General features: G+C 65.1%; 13 protein-coding genes. All 13 read right to left on the bottom strand.

Going from position 1 to position 12,259, the window contains the following annotated elements; translation table 11 throughout:
* Positions 1-2: 2 nt before the first annotated feature.
* The 13 genes from AC5P8D_RS09695 to AC5P8D_RS09635 all read right to left on the bottom strand — a co-directional run bounded on the left by AC5P8D_RS09695 (position 3) and on the right by AC5P8D_RS09635 (position 12,246).
* The gene (locus AC5P8D_RS09695; RefSeq protein WP_442247063.1) at positions 3-419 is read right to left on the bottom strand and encodes a hypothetical protein; all 417 of its coding nucleotides are present in this window, start codon (positions 417-419) and stop codon (positions 3-5) included.
* Entirely contained in the window at positions 419-4,168 is a 3,750-nt protein-coding gene (locus AC5P8D_RS09690) for a Laminin subunit alpha-2 (protein ID WP_495203278.1), read from the bottom strand. Before AC5P8D_RS09690 ends, AC5P8D_RS09695 begins: the two co-directional genes overlap by 1 nt.
* Complete coding sequence (locus tag AC5P8D_RS09685) at positions 4,161-4,811, bottom strand: hypothetical protein (RefSeq protein WP_495203277.1); 651 nt, start codon at positions 4,809-4,811, stop codon at positions 4,161-4,163. Before AC5P8D_RS09685 ends, AC5P8D_RS09690 begins: the two co-directional genes overlap by 8 nt.
* A 71-nt stretch (positions 4,812-4,882) precedes the next feature.
* Positions 4,883-5,683 (bottom strand): phage tail tube protein, encoded by an 801-nt coding sequence (locus tag AC5P8D_RS09680; RefSeq protein WP_329765987.1) that lies wholly within the window; start codon positions 5,681-5,683, stop codon positions 4,883-4,885.
* Between the two features lie 13 nt (positions 5,684-5,696).
* Entirely contained in the window at positions 5,697-6,179 is a 483-nt protein-coding gene (locus AC5P8D_RS09675) for a hypothetical protein (protein WP_495203276.1), read from the bottom strand.
* Positions 6,172-6,507 (bottom strand): head-tail joining protein, encoded by a 336-nt coding sequence (locus AC5P8D_RS09670; RefSeq protein WP_495203275.1) that lies wholly within the window; start codon positions 6,505-6,507, stop codon positions 6,172-6,174. Before AC5P8D_RS09670 ends, AC5P8D_RS09675 begins: the two co-directional genes overlap by 8 nt.
* The gene (locus AC5P8D_RS09665; protein WP_495203274.1) at positions 6,504-6,995 is read right to left on the bottom strand and encodes a lysis system spanin subunit; all 492 of its coding nucleotides are present in this window, start codon (positions 6,993-6,995) and stop codon (positions 6,504-6,506) included. The genes AC5P8D_RS09670 and AC5P8D_RS09665 overlap by 4 nt, the downstream gene beginning before the upstream one ends.
* Positions 6,992-7,273, bottom strand: coding sequence for a hypothetical protein (locus tag AC5P8D_RS09660; protein ID WP_289213906.1), 282 nt, complete (start codon positions 7,271-7,273; stop codon positions 6,992-6,994). The genes AC5P8D_RS09665 and AC5P8D_RS09660 overlap by 4 nt, the downstream gene beginning before the upstream one ends.
* 59 nt (positions 7,274-7,332) lie before the next feature.
* Positions 7,333-7,764, bottom strand: coding sequence for a structural protein P5 (locus AC5P8D_RS09655; protein ID WP_253119672.1), 432 nt, complete (start codon positions 7,762-7,764; stop codon positions 7,333-7,335).
* An 80-nt stretch (positions 7,765-7,844) separates the two neighbouring features.
* A complete protein-coding gene (locus AC5P8D_RS09650; protein WP_495203273.1) occupies positions 7,845-8,198 on the bottom strand; it encodes a DUF2190 family protein in 354 nt (117 codons plus the stop codon).
* A gap of 70 nt (positions 8,199-8,268) precedes the next feature.
* Positions 8,269-10,494 carry a ClpP-like prohead protease/major capsid protein fusion protein gene (locus tag AC5P8D_RS09645; protein ID WP_495203272.1) on the bottom strand — a complete coding sequence of 742 codons (2,226 nt, stop codon included), beginning with the start codon at positions 10,492-10,494 and terminating at the stop codon, positions 8,269-8,271.
* Position 10,495: 1 nt separating this feature from the next.
* Positions 10,496-12,028: a phage portal protein gene (locus tag AC5P8D_RS09640; RefSeq protein ID WP_495203271.1), complete on the bottom strand. Its 1,533-nt coding sequence runs from the start codon at positions 12,026-12,028 to the stop codon at positions 10,496-10,498.
* Entirely contained in the window at positions 12,028-12,246 is a 219-nt protein-coding gene (locus AC5P8D_RS09635) for a DUF6148 family protein (RefSeq protein WP_495203270.1), read from the bottom strand. The genes AC5P8D_RS09640 and AC5P8D_RS09635 overlap by 1 nt, the downstream gene beginning before the upstream one ends.
* Positions 12,247-12,259: the final 13 nt, after the last annotated feature.

Genomic DNA, 12,259 nt, shown 5'->3' with positions numbered 1-12,259 from the left:
GGTCAGACCGTCATGAGGCGAAGGGTGATGGAGAAGAGGTCTGCATCAAGCGCGGGGACAGCAAAGCGGGTGGGATCGACTTCGATGGCCGGCCCATCCGTGCGGCGCCACCGCACCTGGAATGACCGCTCGCCGCTGTTGTGGGCAGGCATGACCAGATCCAGCGGCGCAAGGCGGGCCTCGCTCTCACTGGCCTGCAACGCCCGCAGCACGGGGAGACTGACGACGCCGACGTAGGCGGTACCGTCCCGGGATGTCTGAAGCGTGATCGGCCGCCCTGCCTGTCGCGCAGACTCCTGGACAATCAAGGCACCCGTCAGGCTTGTACGCGCCTGCTGCCCAACCTTCCAGGCCGTGAACTCATCGGTCCATTGAAGGTCAGCCGGCAGTTCGATTCCGGCAAGAACGATGCGGGTCATCAGCTACGCCCTCGCACGGAAACGGCCCTGCTTTGCTGCACCTGCCGCAGGACCAACGGAGCGACGAGGCCCGCGAGGCGCTGCGCTTGCTGCACCTCGGCTGCGGTGGCGCCAGCCACCACTTCCTTCGAAGGCAACTTCCAGTCAATGACAATGACCTGCTCATTGCGGCCGTTGCTGCCGATACGGGCGGCATCCGCCCTCGCCTGCGCCTCTGCCTCAGCTTCAGCCTGCTTGCGGCGCTCGGCGAGCGCGGCAGCGGCCTCCTGGTCTCGCTGCTGCCGCTGCCGCATGACCTGGGCCTCCAGCTGCGCCACCTCTGCGATTTCGCCCTTTCCCACGTAGTCGAACTGCCCTGCCAGCCGTTCCTTCGCAGCTTTGGAGAGTTCGTCCTCAGCGTCGGCGGTCGCCTGGAGCTCTGCCTTGTACTCAGCAAGCTGCTTGCGCTGGTCAGTGACCCGGTTCAGCGCATTGGCAAATTGGACAAGCGGGTTGGGGCCGCTAAGCTTGCGCATCGCCTGCAACGCCGATTCGGAGACCTCGCCAATGCCGAACGCCATTCCTTGCGCGGCGGCACCTGCCTGTCCCATCTGCTTGCCCATTCGTTCGGAACTACTCCCTACCCGGTCAACCTGGTCCGCCGCACCACCCGCGCTCTGGCGCACCTCGTCCAGCCGCTCCCGGCTGCGGCTGGCACCGTCCTGCAGCTGCCGCATCGCCACGTCACTCACATCACCCAGCCGTTGCATGCTGCGCTCGGTGTCGTAGATCGATTCCTGTACTGCAAGCTGGCTATCGACGTTGTCCCGGCGCCACTGATCACTGTCTGCGGCTGCGGCTCGCGTTGCATCGGCATATGCCCGGAAGGCTCGACGCACGTCCTCCACGGATGCCTTGCCCCTGGCCGCGCCGTCACGGATCGCTTCGAAGGCGCTCTTGGCGGCGTCCCGCGTCGCATTGAGCGACGCCTGGGACTGGATGCCAAGCCTGGCGAATTCGTCGGCCAGCGGATCGATGGCAACCTGAATTTCGCGGATGCGAGCGTTCAGCGCTGCGGCTGACCGCGCGGCCGCATCGAAGCCGACCTTACCCTGCCGCCCTGCCGATTCCAGCAGCGCGCCCAGCGTGCGCGCTTCGTCCAGCGTCGCGACCTTGCCAAGCGCTGCCTTGAATGCGGTCTCGATCTGAACACCGGTAGCGATCGCGCTCTCAGCCACTGCTCCGAACGCGGCGATCGCATCCTTGCCACCAGCACTGAAGCCGACGCCCATGCGCGATGCGGAAACACCAAGCCGCTCCATTGCTGCAACAAGCGTGGTCTGCAGCACGGCGGCGGCATTGGTGGCGCCTTGCGGCATAGCCTCAAACGCCGACTGGGCCGAAGCCTGGAAGCGGAGCAGCTCGTCACCGGACAGCTTCTTCAGCGTCTCCAGCAACCCATCACGCACATTGCGCTCTGCGGCGGCGCCTTGGGAGGCGATGTAGCCCAACGCCGCTCCGACCGCCTCCAGGCTCGCCGTGTCTGCGAAGTTGAGCCCCTCAAACACCTTGCCGATCGATTCCTTCGCGAGCTTTGCGTTCCCGTCGATCCCAGCCAACTGCTGCACCACCAGCTGGGCAGCCGGGCCGATTCCATTCATGAGCGCGTCCGCAGCCGTCTGGACGCCACCCCGGAGCGACGCAAAGCCCGTCGACACCTCCAGCAACTTCTGTGTGACCAGGCCCAGCTGCTGCAGCTGCTCCGCCGTCGCGACGCCGGCCTTCTGCTGCATCAGCAGGAAGCCTTCCTGCGCTGTGAGGTACTGCTCCAAGCCGGACAGACGCTTCTCGTATGCCTGCCGCTCCGCCTCGCCCAGCTTGGCGACTTCCTCGGCCGACTTGATGACTACGTCACGGTACGCAACGAAGGACACCGCCTGTTCACGCAGCTGCAGCGCCGAATCGCGTACCTGGCTGATGTAGGCCCGCTGCGCTTCACCGGCACGCTTCAGCGCCGGGTCGTGCTGCTTCCAGATGTCCTGCGCCACGGTCTTGAGGACATCCAGACCGCCCATCGCCGCTTCCAATCCCAGCACGGCCACCGTGATGGGGACTGCCTTCGGCAACCCGCGCAGCAACGCGCCGAACCGACCGATACCCCGGCTGCCGCTTGCGACCGCTGCATTGTTGGCAATCTGCGCATTCGTGGTCGCGATCAGTGCTGCGCGCCATGCGTTCAGCTGGAGCAGGGCCCCCACGATCTTGAACTGCGCATATGCGGCAGCCATCAGGCCGATCACGCGGGCATGGTCCACAACCCACTGCGTCGTGCCTTTAACCGCCTCGGCCATGGTGATGATGGCCTGGGCGGTCTGCTTGGCCCAGCGGGACAGGCTGCCATCGGCGGCCAGTCGATCCAGCGTCGCCAGAAGGGTGTTCAGCTGCTCCTTGAAGTAGGTCAGCACCCCCTGGTCTGCGACCTCCTGTTTCCAATCCTTGAAGCGATCAGTGGCCGTCTTCCACAGGCCAGCGATGGTGCCAACCTTCGCGGCGGCGGCCGCGCCGCCATAGGATTCGGCCAGCAGATCGAGGATGATGGCCTGCGCCTTTGCCACCTGGCCGGTGGCTTCCAGGCTCTTGATCAGCGCCTTCTGGCTGTCATCCAGTGTGAAGCCCTGCTTGCTCAGGCTTTCCATCGCCTTCGACGGCGTCTGCAGTGCCTTGCCAACGACCTCGGCAGACCCCTCCAGCGACATGCCCAGCCGCTGAGCCTGATCGATGGTGATCTGCATTGCTGCCGGGAACTGCTCTCCGACGATATTGGTGTATGACAGCAGGCGTACCTGGGCCGCACTGATCTGTCCATCGTCGAAGAGCCCGCTCTGGAGCTGCTTGCGCATTGCGGCCAGGCTTTGCGCGGTGAACTCACCGCTTCGGCCGGTCGCCTGCAGAGCGGCTTCCAGTTGCGACAGCTCCTGCTCAGCGTCACTGCCTTCCTTCACGATGGCCTTGATGCCATCGACCACTCGGTTCAGGCCGACAAACGCGAGCGCGCCAGCCGCCACAGCCTTCAGCTTACCGAACCAGCTGACAGTGCTCTCGGTGGCCGACGCCAGGTCGGCACTGCCGGCGGTCGCGTCGTCGGCACGCTCGCGATACTCCGCCAGCGACTTGGCCGCAGCCCTGCTGGTGTTGGCCTGCTTGCGGAAGGCCGTCTCTGCCTCATCGATCTGCTGTTTGCGACGACGGCCCGCCTCAGCCTCTGCCGCTGCGGCCCTGGCTTGTTCGGTAAGCGCAGCCGCACTACGGGCGACTTCGATCCGCAGGCGCTGCTGGTGGTCAGCTAGGTTCGCGGTGTTGACGCCGAGCGAAGAAAGCTCGTCGTCGGCCTTGCCGACGGCATCCCACTGCTCATTGAGCGCTTTTTTCAGCCGCTCGCCTTCCTTACGCAGATCCCGCTGGGTTGCCAGCACCTCGCGGGAGGGCTTGTCCATCTCGCCGATGCTGAGGCTGAGCGCCAGTGCAGCCTTCTGGTTGTCGTCAAACTGCCGCTCCAGCTGCGCGAGATCGGCTAGCATGCCGTCAAAGGCATCCGCTTTCGCCGCCGCCTCGTTCAGCCCAGTGAGCGAGTCGAGCAGCTTCGTCGCCTTGCCAGCGGTCTCGACCGACACGTCCCCCAGATCACCGAACGCCGCGCGCAGTTCGTCCACACCTTCGCGGCCCTGCGTTTCGATGACGACCCGAATTGCTTCTTCCAGCCGATCAGCCATTGGAGCTTCCGTTGACGCGCCACTGGCGGCGCAGTTCTGTCAGGTAGGTGGTGTGGAAGCGCTCGATCAGCCGGCGACGGGCCTCCAGGGCGCGGCTGTTGCCATCAGCACCCGAGAGCATCTCGAACGGGCTGGGCCCTCGGAGGATGCGAACCGGGCCTCGACCGTGGCGTTTCTGCTGTGCCCGATCCCAGCCGCGCACACGGATGGCCCTGCGGCCCTTGATCGTCGCGATGAAGGCGCCGTCGTAGGTCTTCGACTCGCCCAGGCCAATGCCGGCCGTGGCACCTCGGGATTTGCGACCGGCCCAGCGACCACCGAACTCGATCAGCGAGATCTGCCGCGTGCTGGCCCAAATCGAAAGGAAGTCGTCCCTGCCACGCTTGCCGGTGCTGTAGCCGCGCTCGCCCGTCTCCACGCGATACTTCCCCCGCAGAGCAGAAGCGCGAATGTTGTAGGAGCCACGTACCTCTTGCTCAGTAGCCGGCCCAGCCCGGCGCTGCAGACCAATAAACGCCCGCTGCACCGACAGGTCGTATCGATTCAGCACCTCGCCAGCCAGGTCGGTCAGACCATGGAAGCCCTTTGCCCGCCTGCCGCTGACGTAGTACTTGAGCAAGTTGTTGTTGCGATTGGACGCCACAATGCCCTTCCTGTTTCAAACCGGGAGGGCGCCCTCGCGGCGCCCTCCCCTCGCCGGGGTCACCGGCAGCCTCAGCCCGCCGACTGCGCGGCGATCTTGAAGGTGTAGAGATCGGCCTCGCCGGCCTGGAAGATGACCGGGCCGGTCAAAGTCACCTGGATCGGTTCGTCGCTGAACCAGTCAACGTCGCCATCCACGGTCAGGTCGACATTGGGGATCGACAGCAGGCCCTCGTCGCCACTGATGCGGTCCTCCATGTCGCCCAGGACCTGGAACGACTTGCTCGGCGTGGTACCGCCGCTGATTGCGGTTTCCAGGTAGGCATCGAAGTTGTAATCGGCCGTCACAACATCACCGGCCTGCAGCGCGCCACCCTTCTTGGGGATCAGCAGACCATGACGGGGTTCGAGGTCATAGTCGGTGCCCTTCACCAGGTCCACTGCGCCCTTCTTGAACACCGGCGCCGGCGTTGCTTCGATGAAGTTGTGCGGCAGCTTCACGGGGGTATCCACGCTGCCAACAGTGACCGACACAGCGCTGGCCGAGCCGGCTGCCACAGTGGTGTTGACCAGGGTGCCGTACAGCATGCGTGCCAGGAAGGCCGGAGGCACTTCCAGCGCGGTAATCGAGACGTTGGTGACGCCCGGATTCGAATCCTTGTGGATGATCTGCTGATAGCGAGCATCGCGGCGCTTGCTTTTGATCTCCACCGAATCGCCGGCTTCGTAGCTGAAGGTCAGCGAGGACTGCTCCAGGGGCTGGTTGCCGAACTTGTCGGCGGGCTCGGGAATGACGGGGACGCGAACGCCCTCGGCGCCGTGCTCCCAGAAGCGCAGGTCACCTGCGAATTTGCGGACTTTTGGCTGTGCCATGGTTCTGGTTCCTTTACGGGTTGGACACGGGCTCAAAGGTCTCGATCAGACCAGCCCGCGCGGTGATCTGAGCGACTACGGCGGTATGCCCTGCATCGTCCTCCAGGGTCGCAAGCTGGGTTTCGATCAGCTCGAAGCTGGTCACCCCCAGCGGCAGCGACTTCTCTTTGAACGTCAGGGCGCGGATCAGGTCATGGCGCGCGCGATGAACGAGCAGCCTAGGATTCGCTTCATCGCTGCTACGCGGGACTTCGAACTCGATGGTGATGGCCGCATCGGAGCTGGACTGGGCCACACCGCCGCCGCTGCGCGAAAGCTGGCGGACAGAGATGATCGTTGCCGGCTCGGTGCTGTCCTCGCTGATCTCGGTTTCATCGATGATCACGGCGCCCGCACCGATGTCGGTGCGGAAGCCACTGCTGCGCGAGATCAGGCGGACGCGAGCAGCGAGGAACTCCACCAGCTGCCACGACAGCGGCTCTGCCAGGTCATCCACGGCTCACCAGCCAGCGGCTCTGCGAGCCGTCATCGCTGATCTTCTTGCTGTTGACGAAGACCTCAGTACCAAACGCGCTCGAAACCACCTCGAAGCGATCGCCCTGGTCAGGCGCTACATCCGATCGCAGGTACGCGATCTCCACACGCGCTGCCCTGAACTGGCGCAGTTCGCCGATGGTCTCAACGGCGCGCTCCACGTAGGCACGCACGCCCTCGGTGGCCGAACCATCCTTGGCCGTATACCGACCTCGCGACGCCATGCCCGCCAGCGTAAAGGCGGCGTGCAACGTGCCATCCAAATCGCGGAGGAAGTCGACCTCGCTCACTTCCCACCTCCGGCGCATAGCAGGGCAAAGGACTGCAGTCCCCTCACCTGTGCGTCGCACTGGGCTGCGGCGCCAACAGCTCGGCCCGCACTCTCAATTCGGTCGTCGGCTCGACCATCAGGCTGGCTGGCGGCTGCGGCGGCTGCGGACAGCTCGGCGGTGGCGACGGTCGCTTGCCAGCGCTGGTGCAGGCGCTGGTTGCCAGCGCGAAGATCAGCGATAAGGCGATCAGCGGCTTTCTGTGCATCGTCCTTTTCCTTTTCATATGTGGCGGCCAAAGCGTTCGCAGCGGCTGCGCTGCCGCGTTCGGCCGCTAGCGTGGCGGCCGTTGCATTCGCCTCGGCCCGGGCCGCATCACGTTCGCGCTCCATCACGTTACGGGCGGCAGCTGCCTTGTCGGTCGCGCGGTGCGCGATAGAAACCGAGCCTCGCTGCCAGACAATCACGCCCAGCAGCAGAAGAGTGGCGAGGATGAGGGCACGGATCATGCGGACACCGCCGGGTCTTCAGGCGGAATGACTGCACCGAGCCCACGCAGCGTGGATTCAAGCTGCCGGACTCGCATCCGCAATGCGCTGGCCTCCTCCTGTGCCTTGAGCCGCATCATCATCTCTTGCTGCAGCCGCTCGTCCTGGACCGAGACCCTCTGTTCCAGCGACCCGATACGCTCGGAAAGACCCTTGATGAGATCCACGTTCGCATCAGTCTCGGTGCGCTCCTTCTTGCGCGACAGAAATGCAGCCCAGGTCTCGCGCAGAATCCACACGGCTACGACGCTGCCCGCAGCCCACCAGGGAGCCGTGGCAGTGACACCGCCGCCGACCATCAGCTGAGCGCCTCGGCGACACCAGCACTGACCACATCGGCACTCCAGTACATGCCACCGTTCTCATGCTTTGCGATGGCCGTCGCGAGACGCCCCAGCGTCACCGGGTTATCCAACCGGATGACTTCGGAAGGTGCGACGCCCACCGCCGCCGCAACCTGCCGGACGTAGGCGCCCGTATCGTTCTCCACCGGTGGTGCCCAGCGTCCGATGATCTCCTTCACCGTGCGGAGGCCGTGCTTCCGCTGATAGGTGAGCAGTGTTTTGCCCAGAGCCCTGAAACCCGCCTGCGGGGTCAGGAAGACGCAGAAGCGAGCCTCGCGAGCGATGGCAGCTGCCGACCGATCCTCGCCCTGCCAGGGCGTGCTGGTGCGGTCGATGTTGCCAGGATTGTTGTTGCGTACGCCGCGCGGCGTGCTGGTGGTGCTCATGCGATCCCCCGTTGTCGCTGTGGAAGAACCGGCACCGCTCACGCCACCCAGGCGTCTGTGAGCGGTGCCGGCCTGTTCGGTTACGCGCCTGCTGCAGCCGAGCCCGGGGTGAGCCGGACGAACACGGTCAGTGCACCGGCACTGGCTGGATAGACAGCGAAGCCGATGTCGCCCACCTGTCCAGCACCAGCTGCAGCAGCAATGGCGTTGCCGGCGGCGACGTCCCAGTTGACGGTGGCGCCGGCAGCGAACACGGCAGCCGGCAGCTTGGGCAGCTCGAACACGCCTTCGACATGCGTTGCGATAGTCTCGCCGGCCTTGCCATCGGTAACGGCGATGGCAACCAACTTGCCCTGTACCAGCAGCTCGCCACTTTTGACGTCATCGGCCAGGGTCACGTCGAGCACGCGGCCGTCCTGATGTGCGTTCTTCATAGATAAATCTCCGGATGCGTGAAGGGATTCAGCAGGCCGCCGCCCACGCGGCGACCCCGATGCGGGACGGTCAGGGATTACCCGGGTTCTTGTAGATCCCGCGGTAGTCGGCAATGGCCGGTGCCGCATCCAGGCGCACCTTCCAGGCCACGCCATCGACGGTGAAGCCCTGGTGCTGTTCCAGATACGGCGTCTGGTTGCCGTCGAGATAGCCCACCACGATGCCGTCGACGTAGGCCGGGTTGGAGATGCCGTACCAGGCCTGAGCGCTCTTGGCGTCCAGACGACCGTCGTCCCAGACTTCGAAGGTTTCACGCACGATGTTGGGGTCGTTGCTGCCAACGCCCGCGCCCACGGCGAACTGGGCGGTGCGTACGGTCTTCGCCAAGCCGCTGAGGGCCACCGGCGTCAGCAGGCCACGCATCGGCACCTGAATGAGATTGCCGTCAGCATCCTTCTGCAGGCGCATGGCGGCCTGCATCGCGCCGACGCTGGCAGTGCTGATCAACGCAGCCGGCAGCAGGTTGTTGTGGTCAGCATGGAAAAGGGTCTTCCCATCGGCCAGCTTGGGGTTGCCGTTGATCAGGTCGAACACCGCCTTGGCAAGCGTACGGCGTGCAGCCTGGCCCATCTTTCGCGGCACGTCTCCAAACACGCCCAGTTCGTCGTTGATGATGGCCTGGCGGGTGATGGTGAACAGCTTGCCGTAGGTCACGATCTTCATGGCCTGCGACTGCTCGGAGAACGAACCCTGCTTGTACTCGCCGCCTTCCGGGACGACATCCAGATCAGAGAAGGCGCCCAGACCCACCAGGTTGGTCGGCTTGAAGTCGCTCACATTCACCGGGCGGGTGTACTGGTCGAAGGTTTCTTCCACTTCCTGGTAGCCCTGCAGCAGCGCCCGGCGCGAAGCGTCTCCCAGCAGCTGCGGGAAGTCCGAGCTGCTGTGGGTGAAGGCCATGCCGACCACTTCCAATCGCTCCATGCCACGGGTATCCACACCGGCCTGCTGCACGCAAGCGCGGGCGATCTCGGTCAGGGACATGCCACGGAAGGCGTTGCCATCTGTCGCCTGGACCAGACCGGCACGAGCCTGGATCGCATTGGACATGGCCGAGCGGGTCAGATCGCGCTGGTCGGTACCAGCAGTGATGGCCGCACCACCATTGAGCGGTGCAGCGTTGCTGCCCAGCAGTGCCAGGATGTGGCGACCCACCGCGTCGGCGGTGATGTTGGAGTCTGCCTGCGCCATCACGCCATCCACGTACTCACGGACCTGTGCGTTGCCCATGTGCGGGAGCGCAATGGCCTGGATCTGGGTGTTGCGCTCGCGCAACGCACCCAAAGCGGCCTGGACCGGATCGCCCGACGTCGGCGCGGGAACGGGAGCCGCGGCCACGACCGGGGTGAGGGGTGCGGCGGCAGTGGTTGCGACTGCCGGGCTCTGTCGACCGGCGTTCGCGAGGATGGCGCTGTACTGCTTCTTCATGGTTGGATCCTCGATATGGCCGATCACGGCCGACTGGCTGACCTCGGAAAGCGAGGCAAATACTTGCGGAGAGAGGCTGGCGACAATGCTTCGACGCAGCTGGGACAGCACGGGCGCGCCAGCACCCTCGATGGACTGCAGATAGCCGCTGATGGCGACGGTCGATGCCGACGACCACATCGCCGTGGCACCGGGGTCGGCGTCCACCACCAGATCGGCCAGGCCGGCATCGACCGCCTGCGGACCGGAGAACCAGTGGTCTGCGTCGTCGGTAAGCAGTCGCTCCATCTCTTCACGCCGCCCAGAGCGGGCGGCGTAGGCCTCCAACATGGCCGACGCGTGCGCGTCCAACGCCTCTGCGTTCTGGCGGAATGCGGTAGCGCTGCCCGCAGCCACGGTACGTGGTGCATGAACCATGACCAGGGAGCTGGCATAGACCCGGCGTTCATCGCCGGCCTGCAGAATCAACGAGGCGATGGAAGCGGCCTGCCCTTCCACGGTGACGATCTTGTGCGCCGGATGGGCCTGCAGCGCGTTGTGGATGGCCATGCCGTCAGCGACGACACCACCAACACTGTTCAAGCGCACGTGGATGGTGCCTGCAGTGATCTGGCCGATCCGCTCAACCAGGTCGGCAGCGGACACCGACTCTTCGAACAGATAGCCACCGATGGCGCCATAGATCATCACGTCGGCGACATCGGCCTCTGCCCGGACCTGATACAAGGCCGGGCCGAGCTCGGCTTCGGTTGCCGCGTCCGCGCGGATGGTGTTCTGGATCGCGCTGGCCAACAGGCGTGCACGCATGTCATTCGCTCCTGGAGAGATCGCGCGTCAGCTGGCCCAAGACTTGGGCACGCACTTCTGCACTGGTGTTGGGCGCCGGCGGCGCAAGGGTCTGGGTCTGTTCCTGCCAGTCCTGACGCTGACGCAGGACCTCAGCGGGGTTGTTGCCGTACTGAAGCGTGTTCTGCTGCGGCGACACCCAGCCACGGTCCTCCGCCTCGCCGCGCGCGTAGGCCTCCTTCAACGGATCAATCCACGGCATCACCGGGCGGACGTACGTGGAGGCTGCCAGGTCCCGCAGCGTCCAGCCACGGGGCAGGCGCACGCGACCCGAAAGCACGCATGCCTCCACGAAACGCATGCGCTGCGGTCGCACGCACAGGGCAATGAAGCGTTCGGCCAGCATCAGGTAGCTGCCCCACTTCTCGACCAGCTCCTGACGCTGTGCCGAATAGGTGCCGTTGTAGTCCAGCGACAGGCTGGAATAGCTCACGCCGATACCGCCGGCAGCAGCGCGCAACTGTTCCTTACGCCAGGTGGCGGCGTTGGGATTTGGCCGGTCGGTGCCCAGACTCTCAATAGACTCGCCCGGCAGCAGATCATCGAAGATCGCACCGGGAGCAAGGCGTAGCTCACGAATAGGAACACCATCCTGAAGGATGGCCTGGCCGCCCAGATCTGCGCCGTACTGCTCGCCGCCGCCCTTCTTGATCTGGAAAGTCATCGACGCCGCCACTTTGGCAGCAATGCGCTCGGACTCTTCGTAGTCCTTCACGTCCTCGAAGCGCGACATGGCGCTCGCGAACACACTGAGGCCCCGCACCTGGTGCAGGCGCTTCATCAGCGCGATGCAATGCATGAACTCGGCAGAAACCCGCTTGGTCTCCAGCCGCGTGCCCATCGGGTCGCCTGGGTGACTCTTGTAGACGTGGAACGCGATAGGCCGGCCCCAGGCGTTGCGCTCGACACCTTGCAGGATGTTGCGCGCCGGATCGTTGAAATCCAGCGGCACCAAGTCGGCTTCCAACATCTCGAAGCTGTACGGCACAACGGTGCCGTGCTCGAAGTACGGCACGGCGCCGATCAGATCCTGGTAGAACGCATCACCGTCGCGGAACCAGCTGCGTGCCAGCAGCTGCTGGCACATGCCGTAGTCGTGCGTCCGGGTGGCCTCGGGCGCGTCCCACCAAGCGTCCCAGAGGTCGTCGAGCTGCAATGCCAGATCGCGGTTGATCGGCTGCCCGGGGAGTCGAGGTGCAGAAAGCACGTCGATGCCTGCGCCAACCGTGTTCTGGACCAGGACGTTCAGCGCGTTGTCCGCCAGGTCCAGGTCACGCTCCAGATGGCGGGCCTGATCGCGAAGCTGGCGCGCATCCATGCCTGCGATGGCATTGCCGCTGCCCCAGTCCCTCGCCAGCTTTCGGTTTCGCGACGGCCGCGTGACTTCGTGTGCGCGGGCGATGACCGGAGCCATCTGTGCCCGCGCCGATTGAATGGCACGATCCGCGCCGACTGCGGCGCCCAATCGTGCCTTGGCGATCTGCGCGGAGGACATCAGGTCACCCCACCGAAATCGGCATTGGCCCAGCGTGCCCGCCGACCGGCGACTGAGTCTGTGCGCAGCACCGCAGCCTGCCACTCTTTCCGACCGGAACGGATCTCAGCCAGGTCCGCCCGGGTCAACTGGCGATCACCGATGCGAACGGTCTGGCCCGAAAGCACGGCGACCTCCGCGTCGATGTAGAAATCCAGCATTGCCTGAGCAGTCTTCATGACTACATAGGCT

This window comes from Stenotrophomonas sp. YJH_SMC_101-4 (assembly GCF_059370395.1).
The sequence above is the reverse complement of the archived record's forward strand: the minus strand, read 5'-3'. Positions and strand labels throughout refer to the sequence as shown.